Below are 23,469 nucleotides of genomic sequence, written 5' to 3'. Positions count from 1 at the left end.
CCGACGTGCCCTCCCCAGATCTGCTGAACCAGAACGACGTCCGCGTCCCCGACACGGCCACCCTGCTGGCCGCCGCGGTCAAGGCGATCGGGGGCGCCGAACGCCCCGGACAGGTCAAGATGGCCGAGGCCGTCGAACGCGCCATCGCCACCGGGGAGCACCTGGCCGCCCAGGCCGGGACGGGCACCGGCAAGTCGCTGGCCTACCTGGTGCCCGCGATCCGGCATGCCGTGGACAAGGGCACCACCGTGGTCGTCTCCACCGCGACGATCGCGCTGCAGCGCCAGCTGGTGGACCGCGACCTGCCCCGGCTGGCCGAGGCGCTGACCCCGCTGCTGGGCCGGGAGCCGAAGTACGCGATCCTCAAGGGCCGCCGCAACTACCTGTGCCTGCACCGGGTGCAGACCGGCGCGCCGGACGAGCCCGAGGAGGAGGGCCTGTTCGACCCGCAGCAGTTGTCGGCGCTGGGCCGTCAGGTCAAGCGGCTGAACGAGTGGGCCGAGGAGACCGCCACCGGCGACCGCGACGAGCTGGTGCCCGGGGTGAGCGAGCAGGCGTGGCGGCAGGTGTCGGTCACCGCCCGCGAATGCCTGGGGGCCCAGCGCTGCCCGCAGGGCACGTCCTGTTTCGCCGAGCTGGCGCGGGCCGAGGCGGGCGAGGCCGACATCGTGGTCACCAACCACGCGCTGCTGGCGATCGACGCCCTGGAGGAGTTCCAGGTGCTGCCCGAGCACGACGTGGTGATCGTCGACGAGGCGCACGAACTGGTGGACCGGGTCACCTCCGTCGCCACCGGCGCCCTCAGCGGCCCCGCCGGGGAGGCCGCGGCCCGCCGCTGCGGCCGTCTGATCGAGGACGGCCTGGCCGACCGCCTCAAGGAGGCCGCCGAGGGCCTGGCGCTCATCCTGGAGGACCTCCCGGCGGGCCGCATGGACGTTCTCTCCCCCGCCCTGGGCAACACCCTGGCCGTCCTCCGCGACGCCGCCCACACCTGCCTGACCGCCCTGGGCGGGGACCGAAAGGACGACAACGACCCGGCCGGCATGGCCGCCCGCAAGGCCGCCCGCTCCGCCCTGGAGGAACTCCACGACACCGCCGTCCGCGTCCTGGAGTCCTTCGAACCGGAGATCGCCGCCCGCCACGACGTCGTCTGGCTCGACAAGCCCTACGCCGGGCAGACCGGCAACGGCCCGCAACGCCCGCCCACCCTGCACGTGGCCCCGATCGGCGTGGGCGGTCTGCTCCGCGAGGCGCTCTTCCAGACCCGCACGACGATCCTCACCTCCGCCACGCTGACCCTCGGCGGCTCCTTCGAGCCCCTGGCCCGCCAGTGGGGCCTCCCCCCGCTGAACGCCGCGACCGACCGCGACGCCAAGGCCGCCGCCGAGGGCCTGGCCAAGACCGCGACCTCCGACGCCCCGGAAGGCAAGAACGCCGAGGACAAGGAGATCCGGTGGGCGTGCCTGGACGCGGGGTCGCCGTTCGACCATGGGCGGGCGGGGATCCTGTACGTGGCGCGGCATCTGCCGCAGCCGGGGCGGGACGGGCTGCCGGACGCGTACCTGACGGAGATCACGGAGCTGATCGAGGCCGCGGGCGGGCGGACGCTGGGGCTGTTCTCCTCGATGCGGGCGGCGCGGCAGGCCGCCGACGAGTTGCGGGGGCATCTGACGCATCCGCTGCTGTGCCAGGGGGACGACTCGACCTCGCTGCTGGTGAAGCGGTTCGCCGAGGAGGAGCGGACCTCGTTGTTCGGGACGCTGTCGCTGTGGCAGGGGGTGGACGTGCCGGGGCCCGCGCTGCAACTGGTGATCATGGACCGGATCCCGTTCCCCCGGCCGGACGATCCGGTGGCGTCGGCGCGGCAGCGGGCGGTGGCGGCGCGGGGCGGCAACGGGTTCATGGCGGTGGCGGCCACCCACGCGGCGCTGCTGCTGGCGCAGGGCGCGGGGCGGCTGCTGCGGTCGATGAGCGACCGGGGTGTGGTGGCGGTGCTGGATCCGCGGCTGGCCACCGCCCGGTACGGCACGTTCCTGAAGTCCTCGCTGCCGCCGTTCTGGGCGACCACCGACCCGGAGGTGGTGCGCGGGGCGCTGCGCCGGCTGGACGCGGCGGCCGCCGCCGGGGCGTGACCGCGACACGCCGGATTCCCCGGAGCTTTGTTGCGCAGGGCGGCGGCCGCTGTAAATCGCATTCCGCGCGCTGGTTACCCTTGACTGCCATGCAGGTCACCCAGTCGGAGAAACTCAGGAACGTCTGCTACGACATCCGCGGCCCGGTGCTCAAGCGGGCCGGTCAGCTCGAGGCCGAGGGCCACAAGATCCTCAAGCTGCACATCGGCAACCCGGCCCCGTTCGGCTTCGAGGCTCCGCCGGAGATCCTGCAGGACATGATCCGGAACCTGCCGGAGGCGCACGGCTACAGCGACTCCAAGGGGATCCTGCCGGCCCGCCGCGCCATCGTGCAGCACTACGAGGGGCTCGGCTTCCAGGACCTGGACGTGGAGGACGTCTACCTCGGCAACGGGGTGTCCGAGCTGATCCAGATGACCCTGCAGGCGTTGCTGGACAACGGCGACGAGGTGCTGATCCCGGCCCCGGACTACCCGCTGTGGACCGCCTGCGTGAGCCTGTCCGGCGGCACCCCGGTGCACTACCTGTGCGACGAGCGGGCCGGCTGGTCGCCCGACCTGGACGACATCGAGTCCAAGATCACCGACCGCACCAGGGCTCTGGTGATCATCAACCCGAACAACCCGACCGGCGCGGTCTACCCCCGCGAGGTGCTGGTCCGGATCACCGAGCTCGCCCGCCGGCACGGCCTGATCATCTTCTCCGACGAGATCTACGACCGGGTGCTGTACGACGGCGCCGAGCACGTGCCGATCGCCACCCTGGCCCCCGACCTGCTGTGCCTGACCTTCGGCGGGCTGTCCAAGAACTACCGGGTGGCCGGTTTCCGCTCCGGCTGGGTGGTGCTGTCGGGCCCCAAGGACCACGCCGAGTCCTACATCGAGGGCCTGGACATCCTGGCCAACATGCGGCTGTGCCCGAACGTGCCCGCCCAGCACGCCATCCAGGCCGCGCTCGGCGGCAACCAGAGCATCGAGGAACTGGTGCTGCCCACCGGCCGGCTCGGCGAGCAGCGCGACCGGGCGTGGAAGCTGCTGAACGACATCCCCGGGGTGACCTGCGTCAAGCCGCAGGGCGCGCTGTACGCGTTCCCGCGCCTGGACCCGGAGGTCTACCCGATCACCGACGACCAGCGGTTCATCCTGGACCTGCTGGAGGAGCAGAAGATCCTCGTCGTGCAGGGCACCGGGTTCAACTGGCCCAGCCACGACCACTTCCGGATCGTGACCCTGCAGTGGGCCTCCGAGCTGGAGGAGGCCATCACCCGCATCGGGACGTTCCTGACCCGCCGCTGGCCGACCTGACCGGGCGGCCCGCCCCCGCGGCTAACGGGGGACGTTGAGGGTGTCGATGTTGGTGATCTTCCAGGTGTCGCCGACCTTGACCGCGTCCACCGCCAGCATCGCCCCCGCGTAGGTGGTCTCCTCCTGCGCGGTGCGGGTGCTGCGCTGGTCCACGAAGAACAGCATCCGGGCGCGGTCGCCCGACAGCATCCGGACGCCGCTGTCGGTGACGGTGGTGGTGAGCACGAGTTTCTGCGCGGCGGCCTGCCGGCGGATCGGCTCCATCATGTTCTGGTACTGCTGCACGGCCTTGCCGGTGAGCAGCCGCCTGGCGGCCTGCTCGGTCTTGGCCATGTCGGTGTACCGGTAGGAGAACAGCTCGTTCACCGCGTCGCCGAGCTGGCCCTTGACCTCGCTGGTGCGCGCGGTGTCGGTGAGCGCGACGTTCTCGGCGACCGTTCCGCTGCGCAGCCGGTCGGCCTGCACCGCCGACCAGGCGGCCACCGCGCCGAGCAGCACCGTGGCGATCCCGAGGGTGACCGGCCGGCCCAGCAGCGTCCGGATCCGGGCGAGCCGCCCGGGACCGGGCTCCTCCTGCTTCTTCTCCGGCTTCGGGGCCTTGGCCGGCTTCTCCTCCCCGGTGGCCTCGGTGGCCTCGGCGGCCTCGGAGACCTCGGGCTCCTTCGGCTCGGCGGCGTCCTCGCGGGCGCGTCCGGGCGCCGCGCCGCCGCGCCGCCGCTGCTGGAGGACGTGGTGGGGGATGGGCATCGGTTCGGTCCTCTCAACAGGTCACTGGGCGGGGGTGCCGCCGGTGTCGCCGACCGTGGCGTGCTGGAGGGCGCTGAGCTTCCAGCCGGTGCCGGTACGGGTCAGCTCGCCCAGCATCCGGCTCTGCTTGGTGGTCGCCCTGCCCTCCGGCGGTGTCACGGTGACTTGCACCGCCACCATGATGACCGCCTTGCCCGTTCTGGTGTCCAGTTCCGTCAGGGCGCTCTCCAGCACCTTGGCGGTGGTGACGGTCCGCGCCTTGCGGACCTGGTCGGCGAAGGCGGCCCGGCCTCCGGTGATCTGCCTGTTCAGCTCGCCGGTGGAGGATTCCTGCCAGACCCGCAGACCCGCGTCGATGTCGCGGTAGTCCAGGGTGTTCATGTTCTGGACCGCCTGTTCCCCGGCCCGCACCACCTCCTCGCGGGTCCGGGAGTAGGCCAGCCCGTCGTCGTGCGCGGCCCCGTACCAGGACCAGCCGAACCACGCCGCGCACAGGGCCGCGACGACCAGCAGGGTCACGGCCGTCGTCCGGACGGGGTCGGCCGGGCGGGGCAGCCGGTCGGTGATGCGTGCCAAGGTGTTTCCCCTCGTTCAGGCTCTAGCGTGCCCGGATGTCGATGATCCGCCACTGCTCGTCGGCGAACCGGGCGGTGACCACCAGCTGGGCGGCGGCGGTGGTGCCCTCCGGCTTGTCGCGCCGCCGCGCCGTCTGGTCCAGGAAGACCAGCAGCCGGGCGTCCCGGCCGTCCATGCTGATCACCCCGGCCCGCACGACCCGGCTGGTCAGCGTGAGCTGCTGCGCGGCGGCCCGCTGCTTCACCTGCCCGAACAGGGTGCGGTACTGGTCGGCGGCCCGCCCGGCCAGCACCTCGCGGGCGGCCTGCTCGGTGGTGGCGGTGTCGGCGTAGGTGTAGGAGAAGATCCGGCCGAGGTCGTTGCTGACGTCGCCGATGACCCGTTCGGTGCGTTCGACGTCGGTCAGCGCCCGGTTCTCGGCCGCCGTGCCGCCGCGCAGCTGACCGGCCCGCACCAGCAGCGCCGTCCCGGCCACCACCAGCACCAGCGCGATCACCAGCGGGTCCCGCGCCCACGCCAGGCGCGAACGCCTCTTCCCCGATGGATCCGGAGCCTCCGCGACCTTCTCGGCGTCCTCGGCGTCCTCCGCAACCTCGGCGGCCTCCGCATCCTCCGCGGTCTCCGCGTTCTTCGCGGCCTCGGAGGTCTCGGCGGCCTCGGAGGTCTCGGCCGGGGTTGCGGGATCGGACACGGCGGTGCCCGCCGGGCCGTCGTTGGTGCTCACGTTCTTCTTCTCCATGGTCAGCTCGTGTTGACCGGGATCGCGGTGAGCGACTGGAGCTTCCAGCCCTCGGGGGTGCGGGCCAGGCCCGCCTCGAAGCGCTTGCGTTCGGTGGTGGCGCCGCCGCCGGAGGCGGGCGTCACCTCGACCCGGACCATGGCGATCATCCGGGCGGTGCCGGCCCGCACGTCCAGCTGGGTGACGGCGGCGTCGGTGACGGTGCCGCGGGTGCTGGTCCTGAGCTGCCGGACGCGCTGCAGGTTCTGCTGCCGGGCGCGCTCCAGGTCGGTGCGCAGCGCGCCGGTGGAGGCGTCCAGCCAGGCCCGCAGGTCCCGGTCGGCCTGGGCGGCGTCGACGGTGTTGAGCACCGCGACGGTCCGCTTGCCGGCCGCCAGCACCCGGTCGCGTTCGGCGCCGAAGTCGATCGCCTCGTCCTGGGTCGCCTGCCAGTACGACCAGCCGCCCCACGCGGCGAACAGCACCGCCGCCGCGAGGACGATCCGCCCGGCCGCCCGGCCGCGCAGCACCCCGAGCGCCCGGGACCACAGCCCCCTCATCGGGTCGCCCATCCGCTCAGCCCGAGCAGCCCGCTCATGTCGGTCGCCCCCACGTCCACGGACGGCAGTCCCGGAGCGCCCGGCAGGCCGCCCGAGGTGATCCGGGCGTCCGCCGACCCGGGCACGCGCGCCGGGGGCACCGGGCCCCGGGGCGCGTTGGCGGATCCGCGGACGTTCTTGCCGCTGGACACCGGCTCGGCGCAGCGGGCCTCGGTGTTGAACGGCGGCCCGGCGGTGGTGTTGTTCCCGTTCCGGTAGACCGTCTCCTCGTAGCCGCGCACGCACGGCAGCGGCGAGAAGAACGTCACCGTCATCGCGAAGTTCGCCCCGCGCGGGGTGATCGCCGTGGCCCCGGCCGCCACCGCCTGCGGCACCCGCACCATCAGCTCCTCGATCCCCCGCTGCCGGGTCAGCGCGACGTCGGAGGTCGTCAGCAGGTTGGCCACCAGCACGCTGAACTCCGGGTCCAGCTCCCGCACCAGGCTGGTGAGCTGGGTGGCGGCGTCCGGGGTGGTGGCGATCAGCCGGCGCAGGTCGGCGTCGGCGGTGCCGAGCCGGTCGGCCAGCAGCCGGGCGTTGGCGGCGAACGACTTCAGCGCGGCGCTCTGGGCGTTCTGCGTCCGCAGCACCGTCTCCCCGTCGATGATCAGCCGGGTGGTGGTGGGCAGCGCGGCGTCGGCGGCGTCGATGAACTCCCCGCTGGTGTCCATCAGCGCCTGCAGGTTGGCGCCCTGTCCCTCGAACGCCTTGCCGAACTCGTCGACCACGGTGCGCAGCGAGTCCAGCGGCACCGAGGCGGCGAACTCGTTCAGGCTGCTCAGCAGGTTGGTGACCGGGGCGGGGGTGGCGGTCATCGCCTGCGGGATCACCGATCCCTCGCGCAGGTAGGGGCCGTCGGCGGTCTCCGGCCGCAGGTCGATGTACTGCTCGCCGACCGCCGACAGGTTGGCCACGACGGCGCGCAGGTCGGCGGGGATCTTCGGGGCGGACCGCCGGATGTGCAGGTTCGCGCGCAGGCCCTGCCCGGTCAGCTCCATCGGCCCGACCCGGCCGACCGACACGCCCCGGTAGGTGACGTCGGCGTTGGTGTACAGGCCGCCGGTCTGGGCCAGCTCGACCTTGACCACGTAGTAGTCGCGGACCCCGACGTACCGGGACAGGTCGGCGTACCGGATCCCCAGGTAGGAGATCACCACGATGCTCAGCACGAGGAACGCGTAGTTCTTCAGCCTGGTGCCGAGGGTCAGCATCAGTTGCCTCCAGCCTGGGAGGTGGTCGCCGACGGCGTACCGGGCGACGTCCCCGCCGGGGAGGTCGGCGCGGTGCTGCCCGTCCCGGTGCCCGGCCCGGTGCCCGTCCCGCCCGGTGCGGTGGGCGGCCCGACCCGCCGCGGCGCGGTGGTGGAGCGGGGCGAGGGCCCGGTGGTGGTCGGGACGCCGACCGAGGGCAGCGGCAGCGGGGCGTGCCTGAGGTTCACCGGCGCCTGCCCGCCGGAGGCCGGGCCCTGCCGGCAGCCCTCGTTGGCGTTGGTGAACTCCTCGTTGCTGCCGACCTGGCCGCAGGTGATGAACGGGATGATCGAGGTGCCGTCCACCGCGGTCGTCGACAGGTACACGTTGAGGTAGTCGCCCCTGACGGCGTTCAGCACCTGGTCGGTGAACGGGTAGGTCAGCAGCACCTCCAGCGACTTGGGCAGGGCGGTGCCGGCGTCGGCGAGGCGCTGCAGGATCGGCGCCAGCGCCCGCAGGTCGGCGACCATGTCGGCCTTGCTCCTGTCGATCACGTCGGTGGCGACCTCGCCGAGGTCCTCCAGCGCCCGCAGCATCGTCATCAGCTGGCCGCGCTGGTCCTCCAGCACGTCCAGGCCGGGCGAGATGTCGTCCAGCGCCACGTTGATCTGCGTCCGGCGGGAGGCCAGCGTGGCCGACAGCCGGTCGATGGCGTCCAGCGCGGCGGTGATGTCGCCGGAGTGCGCGTCCAGCGTGGAGGTCAGCTCGTTGACCCGCTTGAGCATCGAGCGGATCTGCGGCTCGTTGCCCTCCAGCGCCCGGTTCAGCTCCCGGGTGATGGTCTGGATCTGGCCGATCCCGCCGCCGTTGAGCAGCATCGACATCGCCCCGAAGACCTCCTCGACCTCCGGGTACCGGTTGGTGCGGTCCTCGGGGATCACCGCGCCGTCGCGCAGCGTGCCCTGGGCGGTGCCGTCGGGCGGCGGCATCAGCTGGACGTACTTCTCGCCGAGCAGGCTGGACTGCTCCAGCCGGGCGAGGGCGTTGGCGGGCAGCCGGACGTTCCGGTTGATCACCATGGTGACCTCGGCGCGCCACCCGTCGGCGGGCAGGGTGATGTCGGTGACCCGGCCGACGGCCACGTCGTTGACCCGCACCGCCGCGTGCGGGACGAGGCTGAGCACGTTGCCGAACTGCGCCTTCACCGTGTACGGGTCGTCGCCCACGTCGGCGCCGCCGGGCAGCGGCATGTCGTAGATGCCGCGGTAGCCGCCCTCCCCGGTGCTGCAACCGGCGGCCAGCGCCAGGGCCAGCCCGGCCACGGCCGTCTTGACGATGGGACGTCTCACCGGCGCTCCCCCTTCTGGCCGTACACGTCGCCGACCGCGGGCAGCGGCAGCGGCGGCGCGGTGGTCGCCTGTTCCCGCGACAGCGGCACCAGGTCCTGCGGCCCCAGCTTGTACTTGGCGCACAGCTCGCCGAGCGCGGAGTCGGCGTCGACGTCGCCGCACAGCTGGCCGCCGACCGGCGCGGGCGCGGCGCTCGTGGGGCTGGTGCCGCCGAGGCTGATCTCGTTGAGGTTGGCCCGGCTGAGGATGGAGCGGCTCACCGGGTCGTAGGCGCCCAGGAAGTTGCCGGCGGCGAGCGGGGCGACGTCCATCATCTCCGCCAGCGAGGCCCGCTGGTCGACCAGCACCTGGGTGATGTCGGCGAGCTTGTCGACGTTCTTCTCCAGCATCGGCCGGTGCTCGCGCACGAACCGCTCCACCTCGCGCAGCGCGGTCGCCAGCTCCGACAGCGCCGCCACCAGCTCCTCCCGGTCGGCGGCCAGGAACCGGTTGACCTCGGCCAGTTGCTGTTCGGCCCGGCTGACCTGGGCGTCGTTGTTCTTCAGCATGGTGGTGAACTTCTGCAGGCCGGCCAGCGTGCCGAAGAACTCGTCGCTGGTGCCCGACAGGGTGCGGGTGGCCTGCCCGAACTCGCGGATCATGTCGGCGATGGCCTCGCCGTTGGCCCGCAGGTTGGCCTCGCCGGTGCGCAGCGCGTCCGACAGCGCGCCGGTCGAGTTGACCCCGTCCGGCCCGAGCGAGTCGGTGAGCCGGGTGAGGCTCTCGTAGAGCTGGTCGACCTCGACCGGGACGGCGGTGCGGGAGGCGGGGATGACCGCGCCGTCGCGGATCCGGGGTCCTCCGGTGTAGGCGGGGGTGAGCTGCACGTACCGGTCGGCGACCACGCTGGGCGCGATCACCGCGGCGCTCGCGCCGGCCGGCACCTCGACGTCGTCGTCGACCCGCAGGGTGATCCTGACCTCCCGGCCGACCGGGTCGACCGACTCGATCTCGCCGACCCGCACGCCGAGCACCCGCACGTCCGATCCCTCGTAGACGCCGACCGCCCGGGTGAAGAAGGCCTCGATCCGCGTGCCGCTCTCCGGGGCCACGATGAACGCGACCGCGACCAGCGCGACCACCAGGGCCACGCCCGCGCCGGCCGTCCGCCCGGCCAGGCGTTCCCGTGCGATGTTCGCCATCAGTTCTCGCCTCCGGCCTTGGGCGGCATGCAGCCCTCGGGCGGCGTGTTGCCGTCGTACGGGGTGTCCTTCAGCAGCTCGGGGGTGATCAGCCCGCACAGGTAGCCGTCGGTCCACCGGCCGTTGCCGACGGCGTTGTTGACCACCCGGTAGTAGGGGCCGACCGTCGCCAGCGCCTTGTCCAGGTTCCGCTGGTTGTCGACGAGGATCTGGGTGACCCGGTCCAGCGAGCGCAGCATCGGCCGCAGGTCGTCCTCGGCGTCGCGCACCAGCCCGACCAGTTCCCGGGACAGCGCGCGGGTGGCCACCAGCAGCCGGTGGATGGCCTCGCGCCGCAGCCGCAGCTCCTCCAGCAGCAGGTTGCCGTCCCGCAGCAGCGCCTCGAACTGGCCGTTCTGGTCGGCCAGGGTGCCGGTGAGCCGGTCGGAGCCCTGCAGCAGCCGGGCCAGCCGGTCGTCGCGGGAGGAGATCGTCTTCGACAGCGCGGTCATCCCGTCCAGCGCCCGGCGCACGTCGGCCGGGGTGTCCTTGAACGTCGCGGAGATCACCCGCAGGCTCTCGGCGACCTTGGCGGTGTCCAGCTGCCCGGTGGTGCGGCCCAGTTCCTGGAACGCCTGGGTGACGTCGTAGGGCTCGTCGGTCCGCTCGACCGGGATGGTCTGGTCGGGGTCCTGCGCGGCCCCGCCGAGCGGGGTGATCGCCAGGTACTTGTCGCCGAGCAGGGTCTGGATGGCGATCGCCGCGTGGCTGGCGTTGCCGATCCACACGTCCTTGACCCGGAAGCTGACCTTGACCTTGCCGCGGTCCAGCTCGACCTTGGTGACCTCGCCGACCTTGACCCCGGCGACGCGGACCTCGCTGCTGGTGTTCAGCCCGGCGGCCTCGTTGAAGTGGGCGGTGTAGGTGGTGCCGCCGCCGATCACCGGCAGGTCGTCGGCGCGGTAGGCCACCAGGCCCAGCACCAGCAGCAGCACCAGCCCGATCACCGCGATCGGAACGGGGTTGCGTTCGGTGATCGGCTTCATCGCTTGCACCTCGGGTGGTCGACCGGCGGGAGCCCGGTGGGCGGCGGGCCGGGCGCCTCGGGCGCCACCAGGCCGGTGTCGTCGGTGTCCCACTCGACGCCCGTCACCCTGGCCTCGCACAGGTAGAAGTTGAGCCACGAGCCGTAGGAGGCCAGCCGCCCGACCGTCTGCATCTTCACCGGCAGGCGCTGCAGGAACGTCTCCACCGTGGCCTGCTCGTCGACCAGGTTCCGCGACAGCCGGTCCAGTTGCCGGATGTCGGTGACGATCGGGTCGCGGGTGTCGCGCAGCAGCCCGGCGGTGGTGTCGGCCAGGTCGCCGAGCGCGGTGATGGCCTCGCCGAACGCCCGCCGGTCGGCCGCGAAGCCCTGCACCAGCCGCCGCAGCGTGGTGACCAGCTGGACGAACTGGCCCTCGCGGGCGTTGATCGTCTCGACCACCGTGGTGAGGTTGTCGATGACCTGCCCGATGACCTGGTCCTTGTTGGCCAGCGTGGTGGTCAGCGACCCGACCGTGGCGATCAGCGACTCCACGGTGGCGCCCTCGCCCTGGAAGACCGAGATCAGCTCGCCGGCCAGCTTGTTGACGTCGTTGGGCGACAGCGCCTGGAACAGCGGCTGGAACCCGTTGAACAGCTGGGTCAGGTCCAGCGCGGGGGTGGTGCGCTGCTCGGGGATGGTGTCGCCGGGCCTCATGACGGCGGCGGTCCCGGTGACCTGGCCCTCGCCGCGGCCCAGTTCGATGAACCGCTGCCCGACCATGTTCAGGTACTTGATCGTGGCGGTGGTGGTGGCCGGCAGCCTGCGGTCGCGTTCGACGCTGAAGGTGACCTCGGCGAGCCTGCGGTCCACCACCCGGATCCCGTCGACCTGGCCGACCCGCACGCCCGCGATCCGGACGCTGTCGCCGACGATCAGCCCGGTGGTGTCGGTGAACCGCGCCTTGTAGGAGACGGTGTCGCCCACCCCGGTGTTGGCGATGCTGATCGCCAGCGCGGCGGTGGCCACCACGGTCACCACGATGAACGCGATCGACTTGGCCAGCGGGCCGGCGATGCTCTTGCGTCTCACTTCAGCCGCACCTCCGTTCCGCGGTAGATGGGGCCGACCAGCACGCTGCTCCAGTCGGGCAGCTCGCCGTGGGGCTTGCCGACCTGCGGGGCCAGCAGTTCGTTGAGGATCTGGTTCTCCTCCGGGGAGTTGGGGGCGCCGAGCCGCTGCCGGTCGGCGCCGCCCGGGTCGGCGGCGGAGGTGGACGCGAGCTGCCCGCCCGCCGGGACGGTGCCGACGCCGTCGTAGGGGACGGAGTAGCAGCGCGGCCCGCCGGTCGCGGTGTAGACGGGGCGGTCCCGTCCGGGCAGGTAACGGCCGCGGGACGGGGCGACCTTGACGGTGACCGACAGGCCGGGCTTGCCGGTGCCCTTGCCCAGCGCCCGGTCCATGGCTGGCACGAAGTCCCGCAGCATCCGCAGCGTGCAGGGGAACGACGGCGAGTACCGGGCCAGCAGTTCCAGCGACGGCCGGCTGTGGGCCGACAGCAGGATCAGGTTCTCCCGGTTGGCGACCAGCCATTCCCGCAGGTAGCGGGAGGTGGCGGTGACCGAGCCGTACAGGTCGCTCAGCTCGGCGCGCTGGTCGACCAGGGTGCGGCTGGTGATCGCGAAGTCCTCCAGCGCGGCCAGGATGTCGGGGGCGGCGTCGGCGTAGGCGTGGCTGACCCGCACCAGTTCCCGCAGGTCGCGGTTCATCTGCGGCAGGTGCGGGTTGAACTCGGCCAGGTGCGCGTCCAGCTTGACCAGCGTGTCGCCGAGCTGGTCGCCGCGTCCCTCCAGCGCGTCGGCCAGGGCGGTGAGGGTGGCCGCCAGCCGTTCCGGCTTGACCGCGGTCAGCAGCGGCAGCACGTTCTGCAGGACCTGTTCCAGCTCGACGGCGTTCTGGCTGCGGTCCTGGGTGATGACGGCGCCGGGCCGCAGGGTGTCGGCGGCGGGCTGGGCGGGCGGGATCAGCGCCACGTACCGCTGGCCGAACAGCGTGGTCGGCAGCATCTGGGCGGTGACGTTGGCCGGGACGTGCTCGAGCATCCCGGGCTTGAACGCCAGCGTCAGCCGCGCCCCGGTGCCGGTGGACTCGATCTCGCGGACCTGCCCGACGACCACGCCGCGCAGCTTGACGTCGGCGTTGCGGTGCATCTCGTTGCCGGTCGCGCCGGTGTGCAGGGTGACCATCTCGGCCGGGGTGAACCTCTTCTGGTAGATCGCCACCGAGAACCACAGCAGCAGCGCCATCACCAGCAGGAACACCAGTCCCAGCAGCCTGCGGCCGGTGGTGGTCATGATCGTGCTCCGCGCCATCAGCCCGCCACCTTCACGGTCGTGGTCGCGCCCCAGATCGCCAGGCTCAGGAAGAAGTCGGTCACGCTGATCAGCACGATCGCGGTGCGGACCGCGCGGCCGACCGCCACGCCCACCCCGGCCGGCCCGCCGACCGCCCTAAAGCCGTAGTAGCAGTGCGCCAGGATCACCATCACGCTGAACACCAGCACCTTGGCGAACGACCAGACCACGTCCACCGGTGACAGGAACAGCCCGAAGTAGTGGTCGTAGGTGCCGGGCGACTGCCCGTTGTAGACGGTGGTGACGAACCGGGAGGCGAAGTAGGAGGACAGCAGCCCCATCCCGTACAGCGGGATGATCGCCACGAAGCCCGCCACGATCCGGGTGGTGACCAGGTAGGGGATGCTGGAGATGCCCATGCCCTCCAGCGCGTCGACCTCCTCGTTGATCCGCATCGCGCCGAGCTGGGCGGTGAACCCGGCGCCGACGGTGGCGCTCAGCGCCAGCCCGGCCACCAGCGGGGCGATCTCGCGGGTGTTGAAGTAGGCCGACACGAACCCGGTGAACGCGCTGGTGCCGATCTGGTTGAGCGCCGCGTACCCCTGCAGGCCCACCACGGTGCCGGTGAACAGGGTCATCGCGACCATCACGCCGATGGTGCCGCCGATCACGCCGAGCGCGCCGCTGCCGAAGCTGACCTCGGCCAGCAGCCGGCGGATCTCGCGGGTGTAGCGCAGCACCGCCCGGGGGGTCCAGGCCAGCGCCCGCAGGTAGAACAAAAGCTGGTCGCCCAGCGTGTCCAGCCAGCTCAGCCGGCGGTTCACCTGCCGGCCGAGCCTGCCGTTGATGACGGTCATCGGGCCCCTCAGCTCCCCTTGGGCGGCACGACCTGCAGATAGATGGCCGTGAGCACGAGGTTGACGAAGAACAGCAGCAGGAACGCGATCACCACGGACTGGTTGACCGCGTCCCCGACCCCCTTGGGGCCGCCGCGCGGGTTCAGCCCCCGGTGCGCGGCCACCACCCCGGCGATGAAGCCGAAGATCAGCGCCTTGAGCTCGCTGATGTACAGGTCGGGGAGCTGGGCCAGGGCCGAGAAGCTGGCCAGGTAGGCGCCCGGCGTGCCGTCCTGCATGATCACGTTGAAGAAGTAGCCGCCGGCCACGCCGACCACCGAGACCAGCCCGTTGAGCAGCACGGCGACGCCCATGCAGGCCAGCACCCGGGGGACGATGAGCCGCTGGATGGGCGAGACGCCCATCACGGTCATCGCGTCGATCTCCTCGCGGATCTTGCGGGAGCCGATGTCGGCGCAGATCGCCGAGCCGCCCGCCCCCGAGATGAGCAGCGCCACGATCAGCGGGCTGGCCTGCTGGATGACCGCCAGCACGCTGGCCGCGCCGGTGAACGACTGGGCGCCGAGCTGCTGGGTGAGCGAGCCGACCTGCAGCGCGATGACCGCGCCGAACGGGATGGACACCAGCGCGGTCGGCAGGATGGTGACGCTGGCGATGAACCAGAACTGCTCGACCAGTTCGCGGAACTGGAACGGCCGTTTGAAGATGCCGGAGAGCACCGCCCCGGCCAGCGCGAACAGCTTGCCGGTCTCGCGCAGCGCGCCCGTTCCGGGGACGGTGTGGGAGGGGGTGGTCATCGCGGTCCCCCGGCGGGCGGCCCGGCCGGTCCCTCGGGCGGCAGCAGCCGCGGCCCCGGCGGCGGGGCGTGGCCGCCCGGCGGCGGAACGATCTGCGGGGCCTGCGGGGCCTGCGGCGGCACGGAGGGCTGGGCGGGCTGGGCCGCGGGGGCGCCGGCCGGGGCGGGCACGGGCTGGTGGGGCTGGTGGGCGGCCTCGGCGTTCAGGCTCTCCAGGATGGCGTGCTGGGCCTGCGGCGGCAGGGTGTGCAGCATCGCCAGGACCCTCTCGCGGCGGCGGGCGGCGGCCCTGCGCGGCGGCATCCCGGGGCTGGGCCGCAACTGCCGGGGGATCTTGAACGGCTCGTCGTCCTCGTCGTCGGCCAGCGGCGCGGCGGCCTCGGCGGCCAGGGTGGCGGCGTCCTTCTCCTCCGACATCCCGATCGGCCCGCGCCGCCGGCCGTGCAGGAACTGCGCCACCACCGGCTCCTCGCTGGTCAGCAGCACCTCGCGGGGCCCGAACATCACCAGGTTGCGGCGGAACAGCATGCCCATGTTGTCCGGCACCTTGGCGGCGATGTCGATGTTGTGGGTGACGATCAGCATCGTCGCGTCGATCTGCGCGTTCAGGTCGATGAGCAGTTGCGACAGGTAGGCGGTGCGCACCGGGTCCAGGCCGGAGTCCGGCTCGTCGCACAGGATGATCTCCGGGTCGAGCACCAGCGCCCGGGCCAGGCCGGCCCGCTTGCGCATGCCGCCGGAGATCTCGCCGGGCAGCTTGCCCTCGGCCCCGGCCAGGCCGACCATCTCCATCTTCTCCAGCACGATCCGGCGGATCTCGTGCTCTTTCTTCCTGGTGTGCTCGCGCAGCGGGAACGCCACGTTCTCGAAGAGATTGAGCGAGCCGAACAACGCGCCGTCCTGGAACATGATCCCGAACATCTTGCGGATCTCGTTGATCCGCCGCTCGGAACTGCTGACCATGTCCACGCCATTGATCAGCACCCGCCCGCGTTCCGGTTTGATCAGCCCGATCAGCGACTTGAGGAATACCGTCTTGCCGGTGCCCGAGGGGCCCAGCATCACGCTGACCTCGCCGGCCGGCAGGGTGAGCGTGACATCCTGCCAGATCCGCTGCTGGCCGAAGGACTTCGTCAGTCCTTCGACGACCACTTCGACGCCCATCTCACCCGCTCGCCATTCATGCCGCGCCGCGCCCGATGGCCCCCGAATGCGTTGTGCGGCGACGCGCGCCCTTATGATCGCTACTGGCGGGTACGCTACTTGCGCGACGCCCCCGGCTCAAGCAGATGGACTCACCAAAATAGCAGGCCGGAATTTATTATCACCGAGTGACAAGCGGCCCTCCGGCGTTGTGCTCCGGTGCGCAGATCCAGGTCGCGGAACGGTCACGATCAGGTCGTCAGCGGATCGCGGCCACCCGTGCCCACACGATCTTCCCGCCGCCGGGCGGCCGGCGCGTCCCCCACGCCTCGGCCAGCGCGCCGACGATCAGCAGCCCCCGCCCGCCCTCGTCCCCCGGTCCCGCCGCCCGCCGCACCGGCCCCTCCTCGACCGGGTCGCGCACCTCCACCATGACCGCCCCGGCCAGCGCGTACATCTCGAAGACGATGACCTCCCCCCGGCAGACGGCCACGCTGTTGGTGACCAGTTCGCTGACCACCAGCCGGACGTCGTCCACCAGTTCCGCCGACGCCCCCCACTTGACGAGATGCACCCCCGCCAGGTCCCGCAGCAGCCCCACCGTCGCGGGCGCCGCCAGCACTTCGCGCCGCAGTTCACAGCCACCGACTCGCGGCCTTTCGGGCATCCCGGTCATCATTTTCTCTCCCCTTGGTGACCCTTTTCGCCCACCAAGCCTGACCGGACCCATTACTGTCTGCCACGAGTTCTGTACTCCGCATCACCGACCCTGGCTACGCCTCGGCGAACCCCCGCTACCGCCGCTGTAGCCGACCGAGGAGCCCCCCATGCCAGAACTGGACCCGAAGAAATCCGCGCGGGCCTTCTACGCCCGTTCCCTGGCCCGCGAACGAGCCCGCGCGGGCCTGACCCAGGCCGCCCTGGGCGCCCACCCCGCCGTCATGGTCTCCGGCAAGCTCGTCGGCCACATCGAGAACTGCCGCCGTCCCCCGACCCTGCGCATCTCCCGCGCCTTCGACAGGGCCCTCAACCTGGAGGAGCACTTCGAGGGCCTGTACGCCCTGATGGTCCGCGAGGAGGGCGAGCCCCCGGCCATCTACGAGTATTACGACCTGGAGGACCAAGCCTCATCGATCAAGGCGTACGACTCTCTCTGGATCAATGGCCTGCTCCAGACCGAAGAGACGGCGCGGGAGATCTTGAGGGCCGGTCAGGGTGAGGACAGGCTGGAAGAACTCGTCGCCGCCCGCATGGAAAGGCAAGCGATCCTCCGCCGTGAGACGCCACCGTGGCTCATGGTCGCCATGGACGAATTCGTCCTGCGCCGCATCGTCGGCAGCCGCGACATCACCCGGCGGCAGCTCGAGCACCTGCTGACCGTCATGGAGGAGTCCGATGTCTCCATCGTGATCGTCCCGCGAGACGTCCCCATCCACCCAAGCGGCTCGTTCACCCTCCTCGAGCTTCCGGACGGCCTCAACGTCGGGTACGTCGAAGGAGCCGCCGGCCAAGGCCGCCTTCTGGGACCAGGACAGCCCGTCAGGAACCTCGGGCTCCTGCTCGACCGCATCGCCTCCACAGCACTGCCGGTGACAGACTCGGAGAAACTCATCCGTTCTGCCCTGGAGGACCTGTGACGGCACTGGATTTCTCGTCGGCCCGCTGGCGGAAGAGCAGCCACAGCTCGATGGACGAGAACTCGACATGCGTAGAGGTCACAGCTGTGCCGATCACCCGCCCACTCGGTGAGTGGCGCAAGAGCAGCCGAAGCGGCGACGGTGCCTCGATGTGCGTGGAGGTTGCGGCGTTGAGCGCTGTGATCGCCGTACGAGACAGCAAGGACCCGAACGGACCCCACCTGACCTTCACCCCCGAGGACTGGCGCACCCTCACCGAACGCATCAAGCACGGCCACCTCGACGCCTGACTCACCCCCACGCCTGGGACCGCCGGTCATCGGTCCCAGGCGCACGCCGTTCCCGGCCAACACCCCCGCAAGCCAAAGGGCGACGCCATACACCGGACGCACCCGGCAAGCCCGCTTCGACACCTGACCTACACCCACACCGGGACCGCCGGTCGGCGGTCCGGGTGCGCCCCGCTCCCCGCCCCCGGCAGACCAGGCGGCGAGGTCGTTCCGCAGGGCGTGACGGCCGGCCGTGCCGTTCAGCGGGGTGAGCGCATTTCCCTCCCCGCCGGCATCCGTCAAGCAACAGTGCGGCAGGGGGCGCAAGGGTGCTCCAGGGAGGAGCCGGGCGCGGCGTTCAGCGGGGTGGGCGGACCGCTCGGCGGCGGACCGCGGCGGTGCCGCCCAGTTCGTCCAGCAGGTCGGCCAGTACGGTACGGGCCGCGTCGAGCGCCCCGGTGCCGCATCGCTGGCGGAGGCGTTCCTCCAGCTCCGCCCGTGCGGTGCGGGCCGCGTCGATGGCGGCCCTGCCCCGTCCGGTGAGGCGGACCCGGCGGATGCGGGCGTCGCGCGGGTCGGGGACGCGTTCAACGTAGCCCAGGCCCTCGAGTTCCAGTACGGCCTTGGACGCGCCCTGCTGGGTCATGCCGAGCCCGGTCGCCAGGTCGCCCACCGTGGGCTCGGCGTCGATGAGGTGCTGGAAGACGTACCCGTGCGAGAAGCGCAGGTCGCCGAAGCCCGCGGCGGCCAGCGCGGCCTGCACGGACTCGGCCGCGGCGAACCCCACGAAGAGGGCGAGCGTGCCGGTGTCCAGATCCTGCGGTTCTGGGGAGGGCATGGATCCATGGTGCACTTGACAACCATAGTTGTACAACTACGGTTGTCCATATGACCGTTCTCCCCCGGCATCCCAACGTCGAACTCGCCGTCCGCTACCACGAGGCCGTCTCCCAGGGGCCTCCCCGCAGGAGCTGAGCCGGTTCCTGCATCCGGACATCGAGCACCGCGAGCTTCCGAACCTGCTGTTCCCCCAGGGCGCGACCCGCGACCTGGCGGGCATGCACGCCGCCGCCGAGCAGGGCCGCCGCACGATACGCGAGCAGCGCTTCGAGGTGCTGGGCGCCGTGGCGTCCGGTGACACCGTGGCGCTGGAGGTGCTGTGGACCGGCGTCCTGGCCGTTCCCCTGGGCGACCTGCCGGCCGGGCATGTGCTGCGCGCCCACATCGCGACGTTCCTGGAGTTCCGCGACGGGCTGATCCGCGCCCAGCGCAACTACGACTGCTACGAACCGCTCCGCCCCTGAACCACCGGTGAACGACTCGGGCGCACCTCATCCGGCGGACGAACATTCGCGCGCTGGAGGCATCCGCGACGGGAGGCGGCGCAGACCTTCTGCCGGGGCTGCCGCACGTTCATCGAACACATGGGGCGGAATGCCTCTGACCTACCGCGAGGGCCGGGTGTGCTCGCCGCCCAGGAGAGATGGAGCGGGGTCCGGAAAGGGGAACGGCGGGACCGATGGAAACGGTCCCGCCTCGGGCTGGCTCGGGTGCGGAGGGGTCAGGAGGGGGGAAGGGTGCCGGCGCCGAGCTTGAGGGTGATGGTGTTGCCGTCGCCCGGAACGGTCAGGTTGATCAGCGGGGTGGCCAGCAGGCAGTGCTCGAAGTCGGGGATGGAGTAGGTGCCGGAGAGGGTGCCGCCGTCGATGATGCTCCAGTCGTCACCGGACGTCACGCTGATCGTCACCGGCTCCTCGGTCTTGCAGTGGCTGCCCACCGGCGTCGGGATGCCCGCCACCTTGAGGTTGCTGAGCTGCAGCGTGACCTTCGAGGTGGAGGTCACCTTGCCGGTGAGCTGGTCGACCTTGCCGACCGTCTTGCCCTCCGGGATGAACGTCGTGGTGACGCTGACCGGGATGACCCCGAACTGCTTGAACTGGCCCTGCGCCGGCGGCAGTTCCAGGTCGGCGGTCAGGTCGGCGGTGGTCAGGTCCAGCTCCGACTTCAGCACGCCGGGCCCCAGCGTCATGGTCGAGTTGGTCGAGGCCAGGTAGGTCGTTCCGGTCACCGGGTAGTCCACCCGCAGGGTGTCCGCGTACGCGGTCCCCGACATGGCGACGATCCCGGCGGCGGCCGTCAGCCCGACGGCCGCCGTGGCCGCCGTCCTGCGCATCCACGATGAACCGGTCTGGTGGGACATGGATCCTCCTCGGAAATCCACCGAGCGGAATTCAGCGGGCAGCGGCGAATATTCGCCCCGGTCGGCCCCGAACCAGGTCCGCCGAACGTCCTCCGCAATTTTCCCGGAAACTACCCTGCGCGCACGGCGAGGACAAGACATGCCGCTCGAATACCTGACCACCGACCACGGAATCCGAATTATTTGTCACCGGCGCATGATTCCGGCGCCACCGGTTGTCGTCCGTTGAGTCCTCGGCCCACCCACACCGGTTCCACCCGGAAATCCTTCCGTCACCGCCAGTGAACGACTTTCGTCCCGCCCTGGGACCGACGCGGTGGAGGACTTCCGGGCGCACCGAGCCCGGTGCGCCCGGAAGATCCCCTGCGCGAGGGATCCCGGGCGCACCGGGCGGAATGGTCACCGAGCGGCGGCTACGGCTTGGTTATCTTGATCCGCTTGTCCGGGACGAAGGTGCCGTACATCTTGAGCTCGTCGAAGTTCGCGTGCGGAATACCGCACTCTTGACCCCATCTGAGCATAAGCCACACGCCGTTGTTCTGGGCCAGGACTCCTGGATTGAGCTCGAATCTACCCGTCACATTGTCATAGCTCAATCCGACCGAAGTTCCCTCGATCGTGTAGGGAAACAGGTCGAACGCACAGGTGCTGCTGACGTCTTCCATTGCTTGGAAGTTCCACATCCTGGCACGAACCCATCGCCCGTCGGCCGACGAGGTCAGCAAATCGACCTTTGCCGGCCCCGCCCAGTCTTGGATGAAGTTGAGGTCGAACGGCGTGCTCAGCTCACCGTCACCGGTGCATCCCGACGCGACGAGATGCGTGATCTCAGCAAATCCGGAACCAGTACTGGAGGATTCCGGCAGACTGCCGCGCATCACGGCGGAGGTGCAGGTGATGGAGGTCTGGTTACCGACCAGCCGCAGGCCGTCCGCCGCCGTGGCGGTGAACTCCCCGGCCTGCTCCACCTTCCAGCCGAACCGCTGCATCGGACACGGCATGGTCGGCTCGTCCTGCGGGTATTGAGGGCTGCCGCTGATGTTGCAGAGCGGTCCCTGGACCATCCGCACGTAGTTGCGCTTCCCCGACACCGATGACGTCAGCAGCGGGTCCAGGTCCTCACCGACTCCGCATCCGGTGAACTCGGGGATGTCGATGAATCCCTGCATGACCCCTCCGCCCTGCACCGTGTAGGAGGGGTTGGTGTCACCCCGGCCTTCCAGTTTCAGGTCGATCGGCCGCGCGGTGCGGCAGTTGTCGCCCACGTCCAGCGGAGTCCCGTTGACCTCGACGTCGTCCAGCCGGATCATGACCTTGCTGTAGGCGACCGTCTTCTCCGTTCGAGCACCGGGCAGGAAGGCGTTGAATGGGCCTATCCCCATGACGTCCACTTCCCCCACGGGAATGATCTCCATGGTGGCCGTGCTCGGCATGAATCCGTACGTCAGGAACGAGGCCCGGGAAGACTGCGGATAGAACTTCCCGATCGAGTACTGACTGGCGTAGTTGATCTTCTCGTCGCCGTTGAACACGAAGCGTATCGCGGGACGGAGGTAGGCCGTCCCGTTCACCGGCGTCGCCCCACCGGGCTTGTTGGCGTTGGAGTAGCCATAAAGCATGGCGCACCCCTGCTGACCCTGGGGGTTCATGAACTCCACCCAGCCCGGATGATTGACCGGGTCGGCACGGTCACCGACGTACTCGATGTCGTCCGGGAAGTCGGCGTTCGGCGGGAGGTATTCGGGCTTGGGAGCACGGAAGTCGATCGGATCCGGGCAGAAGTCGCCCAGGTCGTCGGGCTTCTCCGGGGTCGCTCCCCCGGACGGCGGCTGCGCCCGTGTCCCGGTCCCGGGCTGTGGCGTCGTCCGCCGGCTGGGCGGCGTCCGCTCGGTGCCCTCCACGAAGACCGTCCCCAGGGTGGCGTTCTGCCCCAGGGCGGGGGTGCAGGTCAGCGACACGGCGCCCGGAACGGTGGCGGCCCCGTCGCTCTTGCGTCCCCGCAGTTCGACCGTCAGCTGACCCGCGGAGAAAACGAGCGGGCCACCGGCCGCGGGGGTCACGGCCGGCAGCGCGCCGGAGGCCGTCACCGTCAGGTCCTCGCCCTCGCGCAGCGGCGCCGGCGCGATCTCCAGGTTCGGCTGGTCGAGCCTGCCGGTCGGCGACGGGTCGACCAGCAGGCCCGGGCTCATGGACCCGGCCACGGTGGCCGCCCCGGCCTTGGTCAGCTCCGCCAGGGCGCCCGCCGGAACGGTCGCGGTGACGGTCGCCTTGCCCGGTGTGATCGGCTTTCCCGCGGCGGCCGTCTCCGGAAGGCTGGAACGGATCCGCACGGTGACCACCTGGAGTCCACCGCCCTGCGGGCACTGGTAGCGCAGGCTGACGTCGACGTCCCGCGCGGCGGCCACCGCGCCGGACCCCGACAGCAGTCCCGCCGTCAGCACGAGCCCACCGATCGCAGCGGGCCACGCCCTCCGGCGGGCCGCCCAGTTCACGCTCAATTTCATCCGCGACTACCCGTTCTGAGCCGGCCGGTGACCGTTCGATGCCGTTGTCCGGAAACCCTCACGCATACCGGCGGATCCGGCCGCCCGATCCGTCCCCCGCCGAATCGGACCGCCCGTTCCGCACCGGCATCCACCGAGGCGCGATGGAACCATGATTCTTACTGGCCGGTACGCTACGTCCGCACTTCCCACCGTGCAAGCAGTCCCGAACGGCGAATCGCAACCCGATCGGCCCGCTATCACCGATTGACAATCCCGCCCCACCACCGGCTCAGCTCTTGCGCACTCCACGACAGCTCTACCGCCGCTCCTGGTGGCCTGCCCGCATCGCTCCGGCCTCCGCTCCTCGCACGCCCGGGCTCGGCGCCGCTCCCCCGTCATGCCGGGATTCCGTCGAGCATGATGATGGAACCGCCCTGGAAATCGTCTCAGACACCCAGGCGATCACTGTCGTTCAGAACTCCGAGGGGTCGGCGTCGCAGATCACCAGGTCGCCGTCTTCGATCTCGTCCATCGGCAGAATTCCGATGCCGCCATCGTGGGTGCCGTTCGTTGCTTCGGACACCGTCACAACAGTGAGGATCCCGAAAACCGGAACCCGGCACCGACGCGCCATGCGACGACATCATGTGCAGGCGGGCATGGATCTTCCGGATACCGGATGCGGTCCGCCGCAAAGGCGATGTCGAGCGGTTCCGCGCAGCCGATCCGGCTCTCCCCGCCGATGCCGCCGACGTGGCCCGGACCTTCGCTCCCGCGTGCGGGCCATCAAAGGCCACGCCTGCAAGGTCGCCCCTGCACGGTGGGCGGGAGGACTCCGTCGTCCACCGGCCTGTCGCCGCTACCGAGGAGAACTCGACAGCCCCTTCGGACTCGACGTCCCCGGTCACAGGAACCAGAGCCGTGTCTT

General features: G+C 71.0%; 22 protein-coding genes. 5 read left to right on the top strand and 17 right to left on the bottom strand.

What is annotated here, in order from left to right; translation table 11 throughout:
• Window positions 1-5: 5 nt before the first annotated feature.
• Both HNR21_RS15930 and HNR21_RS15925 read left to right on the top strand, forming a co-directional pair.
• Window positions 6-2,132 (top strand): ATP-dependent DNA helicase, encoded by a 2,127-nt coding sequence (locus tag HNR21_RS15930; RefSeq protein ID WP_312881052.1) that lies wholly within the window; start codon window positions 6-8, stop codon window positions 2,130-2,132.
• 89 nt (window positions 2,133-2,221) lie between these two features.
• A complete protein-coding gene (locus tag HNR21_RS15925) occupies window positions 2,222-3,436 on the top strand; it encodes a pyridoxal phosphate-dependent aminotransferase (RefSeq protein WP_119727798.1) in 1,215 nt (404 codons plus the stop codon).
• A 21-nt stretch (window positions 3,437-3,457) separates the two neighbouring features.
• On the opposite strand, the gene HNR21_RS15920 is transcribed toward HNR21_RS15925, so the two are convergent.
• From HNR21_RS15920 to HNR21_RS15855, 14 genes are all read right to left on the bottom strand, one after another.
• Window positions 3,458-4,183 (bottom strand): hypothetical protein, encoded by a 726-nt coding sequence (locus tag HNR21_RS15920; RefSeq protein WP_182705827.1) that lies wholly within the window; start codon window positions 4,181-4,183, stop codon window positions 3,458-3,460.
• A gap of 21 nt (window positions 4,184-4,204) precedes the next feature.
• Window positions 4,205-4,759, bottom strand: a complete 555-nt coding sequence (locus HNR21_RS15915; protein WP_220500179.1) for an Rv1363c family protein — start codon at window positions 4,757-4,759, stop codon at window positions 4,205-4,207.
• Between the two features lie 22 nt (window positions 4,760-4,781).
• Window positions 4,782-5,483 carry a hypothetical protein gene (locus HNR21_RS15910; RefSeq protein WP_246442187.1) on the bottom strand — a complete coding sequence of 234 codons (702 nt, stop codon included), beginning with the start codon at window positions 5,481-5,483 and terminating at the stop codon, window positions 4,782-4,784.
• Window positions 5,484-5,500: 17 nt separating this feature from the next.
• Entirely contained in the window at window positions 5,501-6,037 is a 537-nt protein-coding gene (locus tag HNR21_RS15905; RefSeq protein WP_220500178.1) for an Rv1363c family protein, read from the bottom strand.
• Window positions 6,034-7,287, bottom strand: coding sequence for an MCE family protein (locus HNR21_RS15900; RefSeq protein WP_119727796.1), 1,254 nt, complete (start codon window positions 7,285-7,287; stop codon window positions 6,034-6,036). The genes HNR21_RS15905 and HNR21_RS15900 overlap by 4 nt, the downstream gene beginning before the upstream one ends.
• Window positions 7,287-8,615 carry an MCE family protein gene (locus HNR21_RS15895; RefSeq protein WP_312881051.1) on the bottom strand — a complete coding sequence of 443 codons (1,329 nt, stop codon included), beginning with the start codon at window positions 8,613-8,615 and terminating at the stop codon, window positions 7,287-7,289. Before HNR21_RS15895 ends, HNR21_RS15900 begins: the two co-directional genes overlap by 1 nt.
• Complete coding sequence (locus HNR21_RS15890; protein WP_220500177.1) at window positions 8,612-9,796, bottom strand: MCE family protein; 1,185 nt, start codon at window positions 9,794-9,796, stop codon at window positions 8,612-8,614. Before HNR21_RS15890 ends, HNR21_RS15895 begins: the two co-directional genes overlap by 4 nt.
• Window positions 9,796-10,821, bottom strand: a complete 1,026-nt coding sequence (locus tag HNR21_RS15885) for an MCE family protein (RefSeq protein WP_182705825.1) — start codon at window positions 10,819-10,821, stop codon at window positions 9,796-9,798. Before HNR21_RS15885 ends, HNR21_RS15890 begins: the two co-directional genes overlap by 1 nt.
• Window positions 10,818-11,891: an MCE family protein gene (locus HNR21_RS15880; RefSeq protein WP_119727794.1), complete on the bottom strand. Its 1,074-nt coding sequence runs from the start codon at window positions 11,889-11,891 to the stop codon at window positions 10,818-10,820. The genes HNR21_RS15885 and HNR21_RS15880 overlap by 4 nt, the downstream gene beginning before the upstream one ends.
• Window positions 11,888-13,171 (bottom strand): MCE family protein, encoded by a 1,284-nt coding sequence (locus tag HNR21_RS15875; protein WP_182705824.1) that lies wholly within the window; start codon window positions 13,169-13,171, stop codon window positions 11,888-11,890. The genes HNR21_RS15880 and HNR21_RS15875 overlap by 4 nt, the downstream gene beginning before the upstream one ends.
• Window positions 13,171-14,010 (bottom strand): MlaE family ABC transporter permease, encoded by an 840-nt coding sequence (locus HNR21_RS15870; protein ID WP_182705823.1) that lies wholly within the window; start codon window positions 14,008-14,010, stop codon window positions 13,171-13,173. Before HNR21_RS15870 ends, HNR21_RS15875 begins: the two co-directional genes overlap by 1 nt.
• Window positions 14,011-14,018: 8 nt before the next feature.
• Window positions 14,019-14,807, bottom strand: a complete 789-nt coding sequence (locus tag HNR21_RS15865; protein WP_119727792.1) for an MlaE family ABC transporter permease — start codon at window positions 14,805-14,807, stop codon at window positions 14,019-14,021.
• Complete coding sequence (locus HNR21_RS15860) at window positions 14,804-15,970, bottom strand: ABC transporter ATP-binding protein (protein WP_182705822.1); 1,167 nt, start codon at window positions 15,968-15,970, stop codon at window positions 14,804-14,806. The genes HNR21_RS15865 and HNR21_RS15860 overlap by 4 nt, the downstream gene beginning before the upstream one ends.
• A gap of 238 nt (window positions 15,971-16,208) precedes the next feature.
• A complete protein-coding gene (locus HNR21_RS15855) occupies window positions 16,209-16,616 on the bottom strand; it encodes an ATP-binding protein (protein WP_182705821.1) in 408 nt (135 codons plus the stop codon).
• Between the two features lie 160 nt (window positions 16,617-16,776).
• On the opposite strand from HNR21_RS15855, the gene HNR21_RS15850 reads away from it, so the two are divergent.
• Both HNR21_RS15850 and HNR21_RS36010 read left to right on the top strand, forming a co-directional pair.
• On the top strand, window positions 16,777-17,586 hold the full coding sequence (locus HNR21_RS15850) for a helix-turn-helix domain-containing protein (protein ID WP_182705820.1): 810 nt from the start codon (window positions 16,777-16,779) through the stop codon (window positions 17,584-17,586).
• Between the two features lie 50 nt (window positions 17,587-17,636).
• Entirely contained in the window at window positions 17,637-17,876 is a 240-nt protein-coding gene (locus tag HNR21_RS36010; RefSeq protein ID WP_182708655.1) for a DUF397 domain-containing protein, read from the top strand.
• Window positions 17,877-18,213: 337 nt separating this feature from the next.
• Here HNR21_RS36010 and HNR21_RS15840 read toward each other — a convergent pair whose 3' ends face one another.
• Window positions 18,214-18,693, bottom strand: coding sequence for a MarR family winged helix-turn-helix transcriptional regulator (locus HNR21_RS15840; protein WP_182705819.1), 480 nt, complete (start codon window positions 18,691-18,693; stop codon window positions 18,214-18,216).
• A 28-nt stretch (window positions 18,694-18,721) separates the two neighbouring features.
• Here HNR21_RS15840 and HNR21_RS15835 point away from each other — a divergent pair, with 28 nt between their 5' ends.
• Complete coding sequence (locus tag HNR21_RS15835) at window positions 18,722-19,159, top strand: nuclear transport factor 2 family protein (RefSeq protein WP_220500176.1); 438 nt, start codon at window positions 18,722-18,724, stop codon at window positions 19,157-19,159.
• Between the two features lie 257 nt (window positions 19,160-19,416).
• Here HNR21_RS15835 and HNR21_RS15830 read toward each other — a convergent pair whose 3' ends face one another.
• Together HNR21_RS15830 and HNR21_RS15825 are read right to left on the bottom strand one after the other, a co-directional pair.
• Window positions 19,417-20,055, bottom strand: a complete 639-nt coding sequence (locus HNR21_RS15830) for a hypothetical protein (protein ID WP_198679435.1) — start codon at window positions 20,053-20,055, stop codon at window positions 19,417-19,419.
• A 413-nt stretch (window positions 20,056-20,468) separates the two neighbouring features.
• A complete protein-coding gene (locus HNR21_RS15825; RefSeq protein ID WP_119727784.1) occupies window positions 20,469-22,547 on the bottom strand; it encodes a DUF6801 domain-containing protein in 2,079 nt (692 codons plus the stop codon).
• Window positions 22,548-23,469: the final 922 nt, after the last annotated feature.

The sequence above is a fragment of the Thermomonospora cellulosilytica genome (assembly GCF_014138835.1).
In the GTDB taxonomy this organism is placed as follows: domain Bacteria; phylum Actinomycetota; class Actinomycetes; order Streptosporangiales; family Streptosporangiaceae; genus Thermomonospora; species Thermomonospora amylolytica.
The sequence above is the reverse complement of the archived record's forward strand: the minus strand, read 5'-3'. Positions and strand labels throughout refer to the sequence as shown.

Bases quoted from the DNA above. Each gene is read 5' to 3' on its own strand.
- HNR21_RS15925 (WP_119727798.1), top strand. From the start codon at position 2,222: ATGCAGGTCACCCAGTCGGAGAAACTCAGGAACGTCTGCTACGACATC.
- HNR21_RS15920 (WP_182705827.1), bottom strand. From the start codon at position 4,183: ATGCCCATCCCCCACCACGTCCTCCAGCAGCGGCGGCGCGGCGGCGCG.
- HNR21_RS15905 (WP_220500178.1), bottom strand. From the start codon at position 6,037: ATGAGGGGGCTGTGGTCCCGGGCGCTCGGGGTGCTGCGCGGCCGGGCG.
- HNR21_RS15900 (WP_119727796.1), bottom strand. From the start codon at position 7,287: ATGCTGACCCTCGGCACCAGGCTGAAGAACTACGCGTTCCTCGTGCTG.
- HNR21_RS15890 (WP_220500177.1), bottom strand. From the start codon at position 9,796: ATGGCGAACATCGCACGGGAACGCCTGGCCGGGCGGACGGCCGGCGCG.
- HNR21_RS15885 (WP_182705825.1), bottom strand. From the start codon at position 10,821: ATGAAGCCGATCACCGAACGCAACCCCGTTCCGATCGCGGTGATCGGG.
- HNR21_RS15875 (WP_182705824.1), bottom strand. From the start codon at position 13,171: ATGGCGCGGAGCACGATCATGACCACCACCGGCCGCAGGCTGCTGGGA.
- HNR21_RS15870 (WP_182705823.1), bottom strand. From the start codon at position 14,010: ATGACCGTCATCAACGGCAGGCTCGGCCGGCAGGTGAACCGCCGGCTG.
- HNR21_RS15865 (WP_119727792.1), bottom strand. From the start codon at position 14,807: ATGACCACCCCCTCCCACACCGTCCCCGGAACGGGCGCGCTGCGCGAG.
- HNR21_RS15860 (WP_182705822.1), bottom strand. From the start codon at position 15,970: ATGGGCGTCGAAGTGGTCGTCGAAGGACTGACGAAGTCCTTCGGCCAG.
- HNR21_RS15855 (WP_182705821.1), bottom strand. From the start codon at position 16,616: ATGCCCGAAAGGCCGCGAGTCGGTGGCTGTGAACTGCGGCGCGAAGTG.
- HNR21_RS15850 (WP_182705820.1), top strand. From the start codon at position 16,777: ATGCCAGAACTGGACCCGAAGAAATCCGCGCGGGCCTTCTACGCCCGT.
- HNR21_RS36010 (WP_182708655.1), top strand. From the start codon at position 17,637: ATGGACGAGAACTCGACATGCGTAGAGGTCACAGCTGTGCCGATCACC.
- HNR21_RS15840 (WP_182705819.1), bottom strand. From the start codon at position 18,693: ATGCCCTCCCCAGAACCGCAGGATCTGGACACCGGCACGCTCGCCCTC.
- HNR21_RS15830 (WP_198679435.1), bottom strand. From the start codon at position 20,055: ATGTCCCACCAGACCGGTTCATCGTGGATGCGCAGGACGGCGGCCACG.